The following is a 17,318-nucleotide window of genomic DNA, read 5'->3' on the forward strand; positions in this document are numbered from 1 at the left end:
GAAACACCCTCACCTGCTCAGAAGGTGAACGGGAAGTCGATGGGCTCGCCCTGCTTCTTGTGACGAGGGAAAGCCCAGCTCTTGATGAGCCCCGAAATGCAGCTCGCCATGTACGTGGTGCGGTACTCATCCGTCTTGCACGTGACATTCGCAGTCTTGCCACTCGTCTGGATGGTCCACCGCATCACCAGCTTGCCACTCAACATCGGGTCCTTCTTCTTCTGCTCGTTCACGCACTTCACGATGGCGGGCTTGTTGTTCAGCACCACCTCCATGATGTCGGAACGCTGAAGGGTATCGCGCACACCACCGCCCCCAGGCTCGGGAGGGATGTAGGCGGTCGGCGGCCGGTTCTCGCTCGGCTTCGGCTCGCTCTTCGGCTTCTTCGTGCCGAACAGCTCGTCGAAGTCGTCGCTGTCACCCTCGCTCGCCGCGGGCTTCTCCGCGCGCGCCACCGGCCGCTCCTCCGGCTCTTCCCTGCGACCCGCAGCGGAGGAACCATTGTTCTTCCGGGGCGTCGTCCGTTCCACCTTCGCCACGGCGGAGTCGAGTGGCTTCGCCGTCTCCACGGGAGGCGTGGGCGACACCGGAGCCTGTGCGACCGCTGGAGGCGTCGCCACGGGCGGCGGAGTCGCAGCGGGCTGCGCAGGCGTCCCCGCGGCAACGGCCGGGTTCGCCTCAGGCGTTCCAGCAGCGACAGGCGGAGGCGTTGGCGTCGCAGCCGCCCCCGCGACCACCGGAGGCGGTTGGACAGGCGCGGCCACGGGCGGCGGATTCACGGGAGCCGCGACCGGCGGAGGAGTCGCCGCCGCGACAGGCGGTGAGGCCACCTGCGAGGTGGCCGGAGCCTCGACCTTGCTGTCCCCCTTCATGGTGAACGCAAGCACGCCACCACCGAGCCCCAGCACCCCGACGGCGATGCCCACCATCAGGCCCATCCGATTCTTGCCACCCTGCGAAGTCCCGCCCTGCTGCGCATACGTGGGCGCATAGCCCGCGGGCGAATACTGCGCGGGACCGGGCTGCGCATACGGCGCGGGCTGCTGCCCATAGGGCATCTGCGAGGGCTGCCCGTAGGGCGCCATCGACTGTTGCGGATGCGGGTAGGGCTGCTGCGCCTGAGGGGGCGCCATCTGCGCCGCCATGGCCGCGCTCGCGCCCATCAGCGACGGCGAAGACACCGGCTCGGGCGGAGGCATGGGAACGTCGAGCAACCTCGACTGGGACACGGGCTCCCGGCCCAACGGAGGCGCGGGCGTCGGCGGAGGCTTGGAGAACGCATCGTTCTCCTCCTTCACCAGCGAGGCCAGCACGCTTGCGGCGGAGGGCTTCCAACCCGAGGGGGCCTCGGAGGAAGCGGACGTCGCCGGGGCACTGTCGCCCTTGGAGGCCTTGCCCGCGCTGAACGCCGACTGCACCGGCCCGGGCTGGACCGTGGGCGAAGAGCCCGACACCGGCTCCGGCGCGACGATGGTCGGCTTCGACGGACGCGGGGCCAACACCGACGCCAGCTCCGCCGTTTCCGACAGGGGAATCCAATCGCTGAAACCGGAGCGCCAGCACAGGCTGTCCGGTCCCACCTCCCCGCGGTCCCACGCGTCCTTCACCTTCTCGACGGAGAGCGGTCCCACCTGCTTCTCGTCGATGGCCACGTACCAGTCGTGAGAAGAGGCCGGGGCCTTCGCCTCGTCCTTGTCGGGCTCGTCCTCGGCCTCGGCCAGCTTGCGCACGTTCTCCGCCGTGGCGTCGCGCGCCGCGGCCTCTCCGACGGATTCACCCGCCGGAATCTTGTGCGTGCCAGAGCTGAGGACCTGGTCGAACACCGCTCCAATCTCGTCCTCCTCCACGTCCGTGAAGAGCCCGCCCTCCGGCGGAGTCCCCAACGTGGCGGGCAACGAGGACGAGGAGGACGACGACGACTCGGCCTCCTTGCTCGGGGTGCTCGGAGTGCTCGCGCCGTTCGAGGCGGAGGCAGGGGCGGAAGAAGTCGCGGGCTCCGACGGGGAATCCTTCCCCGCCGCGGCGCCCGCTGGGCGCACGGTGATGGTGTGGCCGCACTTCTTGCAACGAACCTTGACCCCCTTCGGGCCCACTTTGTCGTCGCTGATCATGTACTGCGCGCGGCAGCTGTCACAGACGAAACGCATCTCTTCCGCAAGCCTCGGAAATGACGGGAGAAATCCCGTCGGAATCGTAGAAGTGGCCACCGGAGGGGTCAAGGATCAGTGCCTTGACCGCCCGGTCGCTCATCAACGCGTGAACCCTTCCCAGGGTTCTACCCCGCTATCGACGAACCTGCACCTCCACGTGTGTGCCAACAGCCACACGGAGGTGATGTAGCTCTTCGGACGTGGCGAAGACGAGCAACTCCTTGAGCTTGTTGCGGGGCGCCACCCGGAACGAGGACCCCGTCTCCCCCTGGACCAACCGGCGCACCGGCTCCATCTCTCCGGCGACGAAGAGGCCCGCGCGCGCCGCGGTGAGCTCCGCGCCCTCCAGGAACTGGCGCACGGACTGCGGTGTCGCGGTGGGCAGCCAGGCCCGAGCCGCCTTGGCGAGCGCCGCGCGGTCCACGTCCGTGAGGACCTTCTCCAGGGCCCGCCGCTCCATCTCCACGCCGTGGAGGGACTCGGCGACACGCACATTGCCCACCACCATGTTGAGGGCAGCCTGGAGGATGGCCTCCAAGCGCTCCGCGGGCACGTACTGCGCGAAGGCCAGCTCCGGACGCGCCAACGCCAGGGCGCGGCCGAGGAGGTAGTACACCTCTTTCTGGCCCTGCTCCGCGAAGTACTTGCCACCCACACGGACACAGGGCGGGTGCGTCTGCAGGAGCTCCACGTTGACCAGCGGCTCCGGAGCGGGCTCGTTGGAGCGCTTGGCCATGCGCTCGCGCGTTGCCACAAGGAAGGGCGAGTACAGCTCCACGCCCTCCATGCCCAACAGGCGCGCCACGTACCGGTAGTGGTGCACGTGGTACTCCTGCGCGCTGGCCACGTCGATGCGGTGCTTCTTCGGCACGAGCTGGTACTGCGTGAAGGGCACCGCGTACAGGTGCCCCGCCTTGGCGAAGAGCAGGCCGAGCAGCTCCGCGAGCGGTCCACGCGACTTCGGGTGGAACAGGTGCGTGTGCCACAGCTGGTCGTCCACCGGACGCTGCGCCACTTCCTTCTTCTTCGCGTACGGCCCCAGCTTGGAGAGGATCTCCTTCTCGTCCTCCCCCGCTTCACCCAGGAGGCCCGACGCGGCCTGCGCCGCGAGCCAGGCCACGTCGTAGTCCTTGCGCAGCGCCGCCAGCCGGACGAGCTGTCCGCATATCTTGCGAGGGTCCGTCGTGTGAGGCAGCGCCCGACGAAGCGCGGCGATGGCCTCTTCTTCCTTGCCCGGCATGTTGCCGGCGAGCTCCGCGAAGGCCTCCTGCACCGCCGCGTCGTCCGGGAGCCCCTTGGCGGCCACGCCATAGGCGGCCACCGCGCCCTCCGGATGCTTGAGCACCTGGTGGTACAGGTCACCCAGCGCGCGCCACAGCGCCATGCGCGCCACGTGCGTCTCCGGCGTCTTCGGCAGCCGGCCGAGCATCTTCGTGTAGTTCTCCTCCAGCGGCTTCCACTGGCGGGCACCGCCGAGCATCGCCTCCAGGGAGCTGAACGCCTCGACGAAGCGCGGGTCCAGGTCCAGGGCCGCGTTGAACGCCTGGGTCGCGCCCTCCACGTCCTTCAAGTCATCGCGGCGCAATTCGCCCAACGCGAACCACACGCGCTTGGCCTTGTGGGGCTCCGACGCGAGCGCGGGCAGCGCCAGCATCCGCGCCAGCACATCCGCGGCCTTCTGGCCCTGACGCGTCTCGCGCAGGAGCACGTAGAGCTGGTCCATCACCTCCAGCGCATCCGGCTGGACCTTGAGCGCGCCCGTGAAGGCATCGATGGCCATGTACGGGTCATGCAGCTCGTCGCGGGAGATGCGGCCCAGGTCCAGGTACACCTTCGCCTTGGCCTCATCCTCCAGCACGCCAACGAGCTGCTGGCGCAGGTCGGCGGACTTCTCGTACTGGCCCGCCTTGTCCATCAGCACGACGAGCGCGCGCAGCGTGGGCTCGTGGCCCGGGTCGATGGCGAGTGCCTTCTCGAAGTGGTTCTGCGCGCGGTCCGCCTGGCCAAGCGCGGCGTGGATGTCACCGAGCTGCCAGTAGACCTCCACCACCTCCAGGTCCGTGAGTTCCTCACGGTGGTGGATGAGGATGGTCTGGAACACCTTGAGCGCGCCCTCGTAGCGGCGCGTCTGCACCAGCAGGTTACCGTAGCCCTCCAGTGCGGGGAGGTACGTCGCGTCGCGCTCGTACGCCGTCTCGTAGCAACTCAGGGCCTTGTCGCGCCGCCCCAGCTTCTCCGCCACGTAGCCCAGTCGGTAGAGCTGCCGGCACAGGTCCGCCGCCGTGGCCGCGTCCTTCTCCACCATGGCCTTTTCCGACAGCTTGCGCGTGACGATGTCGAGCATCCGCTCGGCCATGGCCCACTCCTCATGGGCGATGTAGACGTCCGCCAGCGGCCTCGCGGCCTCGATGCTGTCCGGGATGTGCTTGAGCGCCTCTTCCCAGTAGCCCGTGGCCGTCTCTCGGTCCTCGCGCGTCTCCGCGTGGTAGCGCGCCACATCGAGGAGCGCCCGACCCTTGGCGGCCGGGTCCTCCGTCTGCTCCGCCTCCTGACGCAGCGTCTGCTCGTAGCCGCTCCAGTCCTTCTCCTGCTCCTGGATGCCCTTGAGGGCGCGGATGCTGGGCAGATGGCCCGCGTCGATGGCGATGGCCTGCTGATAGGCACTCCGGGCGCTGCCCGAGTCCATCAGCATGTCCTCGTTGATCTTCCCCAAGCGGTAGAAGAGCTCCACCGCGTCCTTCGTCTGGCCCGCGAGTTCCGCTTCCTTCTGGAGCATCTCCAGCGCGAAGGGCCAGTTGCCGCTGCGCTCGTACAGATTGCCGAGCGCGTGCAACGCGGGACGGCTCTCGGGGTCCGCCGCGAGCGCCGAGTGGTAGCTGTTGACGGCCCGGTCCACCACCTTGAGCTGCTGGTACTGGACGTTGCCGATGTCCACGTACAGCTCCGCCTGCTCCTGCGGGCTGACGGCCAGGGAGAGCTGCCGCTCGTAGGCGGTGATGAGGTCTTCCCAGCGAGCCTGGGCCCGTCGCAGGCGGATGAGCACCTTGATGGCCTGGACGTTCTGCGGGTCGATGGAGAGCACGCCCTCCACGCACACGTCCGCATTGGCCGGGTTCTGGTACTTGTCCTCCCAGATGCTGGCGCTGCGGAAGAGGACGCGGACCTTCTCGCGCCAGTCCTCGCTCAGCTCCAGCATGCGCTCGTAGATGGCGAGCAGGTCCGCGGGCTGGTCCAGCTTGGTGTGCAGCCTCTCCAGTGACTCCAGCGCCTCGCGGTTGACCGGGTCCAGCTCCAGCGCCTGCCGGTAGGCGGCGACGGCGGAGTCGTCATCGGAGAGGTCTCGCTCGAAGACACCCGCGACCTCCACCTGGATGCGCGCGCGCTCCTCGGCGGTGTCCGCCAAATCACGCGCACGCAAGAGCGTCATGGCCACGTCGCGCCACGAGCGCTGCCGCCGGTACAGCGCGGTGAGCACCCCGAGCGTCTCCGCGTCCGGCTCCAGCTCCAGGGCCCGCAGGAGCGCGCTGGCTGCCTCGGTCGGGTCCTCCAGCTTCTCGTCCCAGACGCGAGCAATCTCTCGCAGGATGCCCTTGCGCTGCTCGATGGAGCCAGCGGCCTCGAGCTTCTGCTCCAGCGCCACCACGTACTCGCGCTCGTGGCCCCGTCGATGGAAGACGGCGGCCAGTCCGTCCAGCGCGGTGGCGTTGGTCGGGTCGAACTCGAGAATCTTCCGGAACGCGCCCTCCGCCGCCTGCGGATCATCCAGCCGCGTGTCGTGGACACGCGCGAGCGTGGCGTACAGCCGCTCCGCCAACGGACCGCGAGGAAGCTCGTCCGCCACTTCCTCGTAGACGGCGGCCAGCTCCTCGTGACTGCCCGTCTCGTCCGCCAGGCGCTCCACTTCCTCGCGCAACGTGTCGTCGGAGGCATCGAGCTGCAGCGCGCGACACAGCGCCAGGAAGGCCACGTCCTTCTGCCCCAGCCGCTCTTCCTGCACTCGCGCCAGCTCGCGCAGCGCCGCCATCTTCTCTTCGGCCGTGACGAAGTGGGGCATGTAGCGGTCGACCGCCGTCGCATACGCGCGCCAGTCGTTGTACGTGCGGTACAGCTCGCACACCCGCTCGTAGGCCGTGCGGTTCGACGGGTCCAGCTCCAGCACCTTCTCCAGGGCGCTCGAGGACTGCTCGGGCTTGCCGCCCTGCCCCGCCCACAGGTCCGCCACCTCGAAGTACGTGGCGACCGCGGCCTCACGCTCCTCGGTGCCCAGGTGCACCTGCACCTTCAGCTCCAGCGCGCGCACCGCGTCGTTCCAGGCGCGCAGGGTGACGAAGAGCGCGTGGACCCGGACGAGTTCCTGCACCTGGTGCGGCTCCACCTCCAGCGCGCGGCGGGCGGCATCCAGCGCCTCCTCGCGGCGGCCCATGCCGGCCAGCACTTCCGCCAGGCGCAGGCGCAGCGCCTTCACACCCTCGCTGTTCTCCTGCAGGGGGATGAGCCGGCGCAGCACGCCGACGAGTTCCTCGCGCTGCTCCGTCTCGTCGTACAGCTCCCGCAGCGTGTCAAGCACCGCGCGGTTGCGCGCGTCACGGTCCAGCGCCGCCTTGAAGTACGGCACGGCCGCTTCGGGCTTCTTGAGCAGCCGATACACCACACGACCCAGCCGCTCGTTGAGGCGCACCACCTCGCGAGGGTCCAGCGTCATCGCCAGACGTCCCTCGAGCAGCTCGCGAAGGTCCTGCGGCCGGTCCGCGCGCTCGTAGAGCGACTCCAGCGCGGTGAAGGCCTGGTCGTTGCGCGCGTTCTTCGCCAGCAGCTCGCGGTACAGCTCAATGGAGCCGCCCAGGTCCGAGAGTCCCTCGGCGGACACCTGCGCCATCTTCGAGACGACGCGGTCCCTCTCCGCGCCCACGACCTTGTCGGCCTGCAGCTTGAGGATGGCGTAGAGCTTCTCCGACGCCGATGCGGCCTCGTAGATGCCCTCCAACAGGCGCGCGGAGGCCATGTGCCCCGGCTCCACCTTGAGGATGGCCTCGTAGGCCCCCGCCGCACGGTCCGGACTGTCCAGCCGCTCCTGGTAGAGCTGACCCAGGCGGAAGAGGTAGCCCACGCGCTCCACCTGCTCGGTGGCCCCGGAGACCAGCGCCTCCAGGATGCCCGCCAGCTCCGGCCACGCCTGCAGCTCCAGGTACAGGCGGTCCAGCGCGACCAGTGCCCGCCCCTGAACCGCCGCATGCAGCGTGCGCGCCCGCTCGTAATAGGAAACGGCGCGGTCGGAGTCGCGCAGCTTCGTCTCCAGCAACTGGCCCAGCTTCAGGCACACCTGCGCCGCGTCGGCAGCTTCGGCCACGCGAGGCAGCGCTTCCTCGTATGCGGCGACCAGCTCGTCGTAGCTGTCGGAGCCGTCCGTCGCGTTCTCCAAGCGCCGGCGCACCTCACCGTCGTTCGGGTCCTCCTTGAAGGCGCGGAAGAGGGCCAGGAACGTCAGCTCCACCTCGCCCTGCGACTCGCGCAGCGTGGCCAGCTCGCCCAGCAGCGCCTTGCGCTCGAACGCGTCCGTGGACACCCCCACGCGCGCTTCGATGACCTGTGCCAGTCGAGGCACGTCTCCGCTCGCGCGGAACGCCCGCAGCAGCGTCTCCACCGCGAGCAGGTTCTGCGGTTCGCGAGACACCAGGCTTTCCATCCGGCCGACCGCGCCAGGATGGTTGGGCTGCACCGCCAGCACCTCGCCGTACAACGCCAGCGCGCCCGTCCGGTCCAACAGCCGCGTCTCGCGCACCATGGCCAGCCGGAACTTCAGCTCCAGCCCCGTCTCGAGAGGCATCAGCGCGATGCGACGCGCCAGCACGTCCGCCAGCTCCGGCCAGCGCTCCTGCTTCTGGCAGAGGGCCTCCATCCGCTCCAGCGCGGCCATGTCATCCGGCTTGAGTTCCAGCAGGCGCCGGAACGTCGCCAGCGCACCGAGCGCGTCGTGGAGCTGCTCCTCCTGCAGATGACCAATCTGGAAGAGCACCGCCGCGCGGCGCGCCGGCTCCTCGGCCACGGCGAGCTGACGGCGCAGCACCTCCAACAGCTCCGTGGGCTTGCCCTGCGAAGCCACCAGGCGGACCGTGCCATCCAGCGCCTCGGTGTCGGTGGGACGCAGCTCCAGCACGCGCTTCCAGGACGTCAGCGCCTCGGAAGGCTCACCCAGGTCCGTCTGCAGTCGAGCCAGCGAGCGGTACAGCTCGGCCCGCGCGGCGTCTCCCGCCTTGGGCGCCACTTCCATGATGACCGAGCCCAGCTCCTCGGGAGCCTCGGCCCGGTCCACCAGCGACGCGCACAGCTCCAGCGAGCGCAGGTCATCCGGCAGCTCGCGCAGCGCACGCGTCGCCGCCAGGAAGCCCATCTCCGCGTTCTCCAGCGGGCCGGCATACATCTCCGCGATGCGACGCAAGAGCGCGGCCCGCTCCTGCGGCACCGCCTCCGCCGACACGCGGGACTCCAGCATCTCCACCTGCTTCAGGTGGTTGCCCACCGCGACGAAGACGGGCTCCAGCGCACTGGCGGCCGCGCCACGCAGCGGACTCTCCGAGCGGGCCATCTCCTCCAGCGCACCGACGGCGCCCGCATGTCCAGCCCTGCGCGCCAGCACCGACTGGTACAGCTCCAGGGCTCCGCGCGGGTCATCCAGACGCGAGAACTTCAGGCGCCCCAGGCGCACGCGCAGGTCCGACGCTTCTTCCTGCGCGCCACGCGCGTCCGCGAGCTGGATTTCCCGCTCGATGTGCTGCGCCAGCTCCGGCCAGCGCTCCATCTCCGCCAGCACGCGGCCCAGCAGCTTGAGCGCGTTCGTGTTCTCCGGCCGAAGGACGAGCACCTCGCGGTACGCCTGCGCCGAAAGCGCCTTGTCCGCCAGCGTCTCCTCGGCGAGGTGCGCCAGCTCGAACAGGAGATTGATCTGCGATGCCTCGCTGGGCTCCGCCGCCACCTGACGCCGCATGACGAGCGCCAGCTCCCGGTGCGCGCCGGTGCGGCGATGCACGCGGGCGATGGACTCCAGCACCCCCTTGTTCTTCGGGTCCCTCCGACTCACTTCCTCCAGCGCCCGGACCGCCAGGTCGTAGCGCTTGAGCCGGTTGTCGTAGAGCGTCGCCAGACGCCGCCACAAGTCACCCGCGAGCGGCTCCTGCGTGTCGCGCTCCAGCTGGTCCTCGTAGGCGCCAGCGACTTCCTCGAACGAACCGGAGTCGGCCGCCAGCCGCTCCAGCTCGTCACGCACCGAGGTCTCCTGCGGGAACTCGTTGAAGGCCCGCAGCCGCGCGACGAACGCGAGCGAGGTCTGCCCCAGCGCCTCGCGCAGGGTGGCGATCTCCTGGATGTGCTCCAGCCGCCGCTCCGGCGCGATGCCGTGCAACAACACCTCCACGACCTCCACCAGCTTTCGCGTGTCGTTCAGGCCGCGATAGACGGGCTCCAACAGACGCGCCGCCTCCACGCGGGGCCCGTCGTGCGCCATCAAGCGCTCCAGGCCCGCCACCACCTGACCATCCCCAGGCGCCAATTCCAGCAGCCGGCGATACACCGGCAGCGCCTCCGTGGGGCCCACTTCCTTCTCGAGCAACTGCGCCCGCTTCAGCAGCCAGCCCCGTCGCGCGGCGTCGTCCGCGGCGCCATCCGCGAGCTGATCCAGCACGTCCGCCTGCTCCACGAACCGCCGTGCCTTCGCGTACAGCTTCTCCAGCGCGAGCAGTCCCTCGGACACCCGCCGCAGCGAGAGCGCGGAGCGATAGGTCTCGACGGCCTTCGCGTCCTCGCCCGCGTTGGCGTAGGCCTCGCCCGCCTTGAGCAGCAGACCGACGCGCTCCTCCACGTCCTGGGAGAGCTGGGCTTGACGGGTGTAGACCTCGGAGAGGCTCTTCGCGTTCTGCCCCTTCTCATACAGCCGGGACAGGGCCTCCAACGCCTGGCGGTCCTGCGGCGCGTCCGCGAGCAGGTTCTTCCAGAGGCGCGCGGCCTCCTCGGGCTGGTCCAACGACTCGCGCAGCTCCGCGGCACGACGCAGCAGCTCCAAGGCCGCCGGGTCTCCCTCCGTGAGTTCCACCGCCGCGGACTCGTAGATCTCCGCGAGCACCTCGTGCGAGCCCGTCTCGCGCCCCAGGCGCTCCAGGTCGGGACGCACGCCGTCCCGGTCCAGCCCCTGCGCGAAGGACTTCACCGCCGACATGAAGGCCAGCGACGGCTGCCGCATGTCGCGCTCGTAGATGCGGCGCACTTCACCGGACAGGAGGATCTTCTCCACCGTGAGCGCCGACTCCATTCGAGCCTCGCGCAGCGCCACGCGGCGGGCATGGTCCCCCACCTGCGCGAGCACTGGGTCCAACACCTCCAGCGCGGCGCCACTGGCGGGCACCGCCGCCTTCACCCACGTCTCGAGCGCGGCGCGCGAGCCCGGGTGACCAGAGTCCTCGGCGAGGATGCGCTTGTAGAGTCCCAGCGCCGCGTTCGGGTCATCCAGCACCGTGCGCTGCAGCTCCGCCAGGCGGAAGGAGACCTCTCGCCCCTGCGGGCTCTGTCCTTCCTGGTTGCGGCGCAGCGCCAGCGCCCACGCCAGGTCCTGGTGACGCTCCAGCTCCGTATAGAGCCGGTCCAGCGTCGCGGCGGCCTCACGGCTCGCCGAGTCGCGCTCCGCGATGGCGCGCCACGCTTCCGACGCGCTCTCCAGGTCCGACAGACGCGTCTCGTGGAGCAGCGCGGCCTCACGCAGGAACGCGAGCTGCTCGGCGGGCTCCGGCGACGCGGCGGCCAGCTTCTCGAGCACCTCGGCCAGCGCGGCCCACTCCTCGCCCGCGCGGTGCAGCCGCTGCAAGGCGCGCAGGCTGTCCAGGTTGCCCGGCTCCAGGGCCAGCAACGCACGCAGGGCCTTCACCGCCCCCGCCTTGTCGTCGAGCTTCTTCTCCTGCACCTCCGCCAGCTCGCGCAGCAGCGCTCCGCGCGCGGGGCCCACGTCGCCCTCCTCCGCCAGCTCCGCGATGATCTCCGCGTAGCTGTCCACCGAGTCCGCGTCCTCCGCCGCCTGACGCGCCGTGGAGCGCAACCCGGCGTCGCCCGGCGCCAGCCGCAGGGCCCGTGCCAGCGCCGCGAACGCCAGCTCCGGCTGCCGCAGATGCGCCAGATGCACCTGCGCGGCCTGCCGCAGCACCTGCACGCGCGCCGCGTCGTCCTTCGCCACTTCCGCCAGCACGTCCAGCGTGGCCACCAGCTTGCGGTGGTCCTTGGTCCGCTCGAGCGCGGGCACCAATACGCGCGCCGCCGCCTCCCGCGCGGGCCCCGAGGCCAACATCGCCTCCAGCGCCGCGAGCGCGTCCGGGTCCGAGGGACGTTGGAGCAGGATGTCCGCGTAGCTCTGCACCGCTTCGGCGCTGCCGTCCTGCGTGCCCTGCAGCAGCTGCGCGCGCCGCAGCTTCAGCCGCGACGCCTTGTCCGTCTCACCGGACGACTCCGCCAGGCCAATCATCCGGGCCAGCGTGTCGCCCAGCTCGCGCGTACGGCCCGCCTTCTCGTACAGCTCCGCCAGGCGCGGCAGGTGCCGGCCTTCCTCGGCGCCATGCGAGAGCGAGGACTGGAGCGCCTCGGCGGCCTGCGCCGGACGGCCCAGCTCCACGTTCAGGTCCACGAGCTGGAGCAGCAACTCCAATCGCTCCGGCCCACGCGCGCCGTGGATGCGCTTGCGCAGCAGCTCCTCGGCATCCGCGGAGCGCCCCGCGCGCCCGTACAACCGCACGAGCCGCTGGAGCACCGGGCCCGACTCCGGCGCCCGCTCCACCGCCGCCTCGAGCGCGGAGATGGCATCCGCCACCAGCCCGCCCTCCTCCGTGAGCCCCGCCGCTTCGGTGAGCAGCGACAGCGCCACCGTGGGGTCTTCCGACTCCGTCGCCAGCGTGCGCAGCACGCGCCCCAGCTCCGCGTGCGCGGACAAGTCCCGCGCCAGACGCAGGGCCTCGGCGCGCGTGGGCTCATCCCTCGGGTCCTCGCGCAGCACGCGCACCCGGGTGTCGAAGGCCGCGCGGCTGTCCGCCAGCTGCTTCTCGTGGATGCTCGCCAGCAGCGAGAAGAGGCGCTTGCGCGCCGTCGGTTCCGTGGTGGCCTCGAGCTGCTGCTGGAGCGCCGCCACCTGTCGCTGGTGGTCACCGGCGCGCCCATAGTGCGCCGCCAGGGCCTCGGTGACTTCCTGCGTCCGCACCCCCGCCGCGGCCAGTCGCTCCAGGCCCCCCACCACCACGCCGGTGGACACGTTCTCCGACAACAGCCCCAGGAACAGGTCCGCCGCGTCCTCCTGGCGCCCCAGTCGCTCCGCGTACAGCTTCGCCTGACGCGCCGTCCACTCGTTGCGCTCGAGCTGCGTCTCCGCGAGCGAGGCCAGCCGCCCCGCGAGCGCCGCCGCTTCGTCGAAGCGCGACAGCGCCACGCACAACGCCTGCAGCCGCTGCACGGCGCTCACCTCGTCGGGCGCCAGCTGCGTCCACTCGCGCACCAGCGGCTCCAGCTCCTCGGGCGCGGCGCCAGCGGCCTCACGCCGCGTCACCTCCGCCTCCAGCCGGGCCTTCGGGTCGTCAGCGAGCGCCGCGACCGCCTGCAGTGACTTCACCGCTTCCGCGGCGACCTCGTCACCGGGCAGCCGCGCCAGCACCTCGCGCCACGCGGCCTCCGCGCGCACCGGGTCCGCCAGCGGGCCCTGGAGCAACTGCGCCAGGTGTCGCCACAGCGTCGCGGCCACTTCCACCACCGGGGCCGCCTGCGCCGCGCGCTGGAGCGCCAGGGCCAGCGCGGGCCTCGCGTTGGCCTTCTCCGCGTGCTCCACCACCGAGCCGAGCAGCAGCGGACGCGCGGGGTCCAACTCCAGCGCGCGCGACAGCACCTCGAAGGCGCCTCGCGCGTCTTCCTTCTCCTCGAACATCAGGGCGAGCGCCTCGCAGAAGGCCACCCGCTCCGACCGGGGACGCGGCGCCAGGAGCGCCAGGTCCAACAGCGGAACCACGGCCTCCAGCTCCTCGTCCTCCGCCAACAGCCGCGCCAGTTGGAAGGCCGCCAGCGCATGCGTGGGGTCCAGCTTGAGCGCCGCCTCCAGGTGCGTGCGCGCCGCGGCGCTGTCCTTCAGCTGCGTCAGGCACAGCTCCGCCAGGCGCAGCCGCATCGCGGCCTGGTTCGACTTGTCCTTCACCGTGGTCAGGTAGCGCTCCAGCACCACCACCGCGTCCGCCGCCCTGCCCCCCTCCAGCAACTGCTCCGCCGTGAGGCTCGCCGCGTCCGCGCGCGATGGGTCCGCCGCCACGGCCCGCTCGAAGGCGCCGAGCGCACCCGGCGCGTCGTTCAGCCGTCCCAGACGCAGCGTGCCCACGCGCAGCCACAGGTCGACCTGCGCGGCGCGGTCCTTCACCTCGCCCGCCATGGCTTCAATCTGAGCAATCGCCGCCGCGAAATCGCCGCCTGAGCGCGCGGCCATCTTCTCGATGAGCGACAGCCCCTCGGGCATGCCCGGCCACAGCAGGAAGCAGCGGTCCAACGCCTCCTTCACCTTGCCGGCGGCGGTCGGGTCGTACCAGGCGAACAGCTTCGCCACGAGCAACGACAGCCTTGCCGCGCTCTTCCTGTCGCGCTCCTCCAGCGACATGCTGCGCAGCATCCGCACACGGTCCCGCCACGTCTGCTCGAAGCGCTGCAGCGCCCGGGTGGCCTTCTCCACGCGCGCGTTCTGCGGCTCCAGCGTCCGGGCGACATCCAGCACCCCCTGCGCCAGCTCGTGCTCGGTGGGATCATCCACCAGTCGCTCCGCCAGCGCCGCGTACTCCTCGGCCATGCCCGCGTCGCCCAGCGCCTCGCGCTCTCGCTCCAGGGCCTCGAAGGCCGTCTGGAAGCGCTCCTCGGACAACAGCAACTGGCGCACGCGTCGGAAGATGGCCCGGTCGGACTTCGCGCGGGCCGCGCGCTGCAGGCACAGCACCGCCCTGTCGCGGCGGAAGAGCTTCTGCTCGTAGAGGTCCGCGGCCTTCAGGTAGTGGCCGGCGCTCTCCTCGCCCTGCGTGGAGCTGCCCAGTCGCTCCAGCACATCCGCGAGCGCCGCGGCGTCCTGCCGCGACTCGTGCAGCCGCTTGAGGCCTCGCAGCGCGGGCAGCGGATCCTTCGCCACCAGCATCGCGCGCTTGAGGAGTTCCTCGGCGCGAGGCGCGTTGCGCTGCCGGTCATGAGCCAGCTCCGCGGCGCGGCACAACAGGCGCACGGCCTCGTCGGCGGCGACGTCGCGAGCGCGGCCCTCGTACAGGCGGATCAGCTCTTCCACGCGGCCGGACTTCTCCAGGGAGGCCTCGGCTTCGACGAAGCTCCGGTCATCGGACACGCGCAGCGTGGGTCGAGGAGACGTGGGCTGTTGCATGGGGAGGGCGGGCCTCGGGGGTAAAAATGGAACGCAGCGGGGGCGCCAGCCGCCGGACTCTACCGGCCGCGAGCGCCCCCGAGCAATCGTGTAAAACCCGCCAAAGGGCGGGAATCATTGGCCTTCTTGCTACTCGGCCGAGGAAGCGTCGGAGGGAACGTCCCCGTCCTCGCCCCCCGCACCGCCTTCGGACGACTCGGCGGAAGCCGGGGGCGCCACGGGCGTCTCCGGCAGGGCCTTCGCACGCTCCACACCCGCGCTGTCGTTGAGCTGGGTGTAGAGGGCCACGGCCTTGTCACGCTGCTGCAGCTCTTCGGCGAGCTGGGCGGCGCGAGGCAGGTTGCCGAGCTTCTCGTGCAGCGGCAGCGCCTTGTCCTTGCGCCCCGCGGCCTCCCACGCCTCGGCGGAAGCCGCGACGTCGCCGAGCAGCTCCAGCCACCGGGCACGGCCCGCGGGCTTCTGCTCCTGCTCGGCCCGGGCCAGCTCGCGCTGAGCCAGCTCCTTCGCCTCTTCGTCCAGCTTCAGCCGCTGCATGAAGTGGAACGCCTTGGGAGGAGGCAGGGTGCCCAGCACCTCCACCGCCTCGCGACGCTGGCCCGCCGCCACGAGCAACGTGGCCGCGCCCAGACGATCTCCACGCTCCACCAGGCTCTTCACCTCGAGCCCACGGATGCGGTTGGCGCTGGCCATGTCCCGCGAGCGCTCGTACGCCTTGCGCGCCAGGGTCAGCTTCCCCGCACGCTCGTACGCGAGCGCCGCCTGGTCGAACTGGCGCGCGCGCTCATACAGGCGCGCCACGTTCTCGAAGTCGCCCTTGCCAACGTAGTGCTCCATCAGGAGCTCGTAGGCACCGGCCTTCTCCAGCGTGGGAGCGAGCTGATCCGGGGGCAGCGTGCCCACCAGTCGGCGCGCGGCATCGTTGTCGCTGCCCGCGAGCGCGGTGCGCAGCGCGCTCTTGAGGTCTCCGCCCGCCTCGAACAGCCGGGTGGCGTCCGCGAAGCCATTGTTCCGCTCGTGCAGACGGGCCGCGTCACGCGTGCGACCCATCCCCTCGAGCTGCTTGGCCTGCTCCTTCCAGTCGCCCGTCAGCTCCGGCATGGGACGGCGCTCGCCGCGCTCCGGACGCTCGCCGGCCGCGCCGCGCTCGGGACGCTCCCGGCGCTCGCCCGCAGCAGCGCCACGCTCGGGACGCTCCCGACGCTCACCCGCCGCGCCACGCTCGGGACGCTCACCGCGCTCCCGACGCTCGCCTCGCTCCGGGCGCTCCCGACGCTCACCGCGCTCCGGACGTGCCTCCGTCCGAGCCGCAGGCGCCGTGGGCTCCTCGACCTCGGGGCCGGGCTGACGACCGCTGGCGGCGAAGGCCACCTCGGCGCGCTCCCGGTCTCCCGCCGCGCGCCAGACCTGTCCCACCAGGAACAGCACGTCCGTCCACGCGTCGAACTTCTCCTTGGCGGGGTCCACCGCGGGCGCCGCCGGAGCAGCAGCCTCGGCCGGAGCCGCGCCCGTCTCACCCTCGGCGACCGCACCCTCCGAGCCTTCCGCCGGAGCGGCGGCCTCGGCCGGAGCCTCGGTGGCCTCCACCGGGGCACTCGCCTCCGCGGGGGCCAAAGCATCCGGAGCCGCGGGCTTGGGCTGACGCTGCACGCGCAGCATCGTGGTGATGAGTCGGCCTCGCGTGTTGAGGTCCAGGTCCTCCAGGGACTTCAGCCGCATGGGCCGCAGCGAGCGCACAATCGCCTGCAGCGGGCCCTTCTCGGCCAGGAAGTCCGTCTTGGACAGGGCCTTCTCCAGGACGCTCAGCTCGGAGATGACACGCTGACCCGGGCCCACGGGGCCTTCGTCACGACCCCGACCACGTCCGTCGCGGCCTCTGCCCTCGCCCCTTCCACCAGGGCCTCCCGGACCGCCCCGGCCACCAAAACCACCGCCAGGACCGTCACGGCGCGGGCCCTGACCCGGCGCACCCCCGTCACGACCACGCCCACCCTGGCGCGGCCCACCGCTTCCATTCTCCTGAGGCACGTCTTTCTCCCGCTGGAACTAGAACGCGTAGCGAATGTTCGGCGCCACCGCGAACCCGAACGAGCCTCCGGAAACGAGGTAGTTCCCCGTGACCTCGAGCCCCACGGAAAAGTGGCGCAACCGTGTGTAGTACTCCACTCCGGGCCCGGCAAACACAAGAATGTCGGAATCCGGAAGGAGACGCTTCGGCGAGAACATCGCATAACCCGCGCCTGCGCGGACATAGAACCACGTGCGCTTCACTTCCTGGCTGTCGGCCAGGCCCACCAGGCGCGCGCGCAACACCGCGCCCGGGACGAAGGTGGAGAAGTCACCGGACACCGCGCCGCCGGACTCGCCGATGTACTCGGCGCTCGTGCGGATGCTGGAGCCCATGATGAACAGGCCCACGGACACCCGCTCGCCCAGGTCCACGCCGAACTCCACCTGGGCCATGGGGCCCGAGGAGAACGGACGGGGCGTCCCCTCCGCCGCGGGCGGATTGGTCAGGAAGAGCGGACCGCCGAGCAGCGCGAAGTAGAAGCCGCGCTCGATTTCATCGAACGTGACGGCGGGCTTGTCTCCCGTCGCCGTGGGGGGTGGTTGCTGAGCGCTCGCGGCCACGGGGAGGACGAACACGGCACACAGGGCAATGGAGGCGAGGGCTTTCATGCGGTCCTGAGGTTGACGTGGCTCCCACGGGGGACGGGAGCCGGGGTGACTGCGCGGGCGACCCCGGGGAAGGGCCGCCCGTG

At 71.0% G+C, this 17,318-nt stretch carries 4 protein-coding genes; all 4 read right to left on the bottom strand.

Annotated elements, in window-relative coordinates:
- Nucleotides 1-17 precede the first annotated feature (17 nt).
- Nucleotides 18-2,147, bottom strand: a complete 2,130-nt coding sequence (gene gltJ / locus HUA78_RS00245) for an adventurous gliding motility protein GltJ (RefSeq protein WP_174475428.1) — start codon at nucleotides 2,145-2,147, stop codon at nucleotides 18-20.
- Nucleotides 2,148-2,283: 136 nt separating this feature from the next.
- Nucleotides 2,284-14,559, bottom strand: coding sequence for a tetratricopeptide repeat protein (locus HUA78_RS00250; RefSeq protein ID WP_174475429.1), 12,276 nt, complete (start codon nucleotides 14,557-14,559; stop codon nucleotides 2,284-2,286).
- A 129-nt stretch (nucleotides 14,560-14,688) separates the two neighbouring features.
- A complete protein-coding gene (locus tag HUA78_RS00255) occupies nucleotides 14,689-16,392 on the bottom strand; it encodes a DEAD/DEAH box helicase (protein ID WP_174453617.1) in 1,704 nt (567 codons plus the stop codon).
- Nucleotides 16,393-16,602: 210 nt separating this feature from the next.
- Nucleotides 16,603-17,235 (bottom strand): adventurous gliding motility protein CglE, encoded by a 633-nt coding sequence (cglE, locus tag HUA78_RS00260; protein WP_141647493.1) that lies wholly within the window; start codon nucleotides 17,233-17,235, stop codon nucleotides 16,603-16,605.
- Nucleotides 17,236-17,318: the final 83 nt, after the last annotated feature.

Origin of the sequence: Myxococcus sp. CA033 (genome assembly GCF_013336625.1) — a bacterium.
GTDB classification, from domain to species: domain Bacteria; phylum Myxococcota; class Myxococcia; order Myxococcales; family Myxococcaceae; genus Myxococcus; species Myxococcus llanfairpwllgwyngyllgogerychwyrndrobwllllantysiliogogogochensis.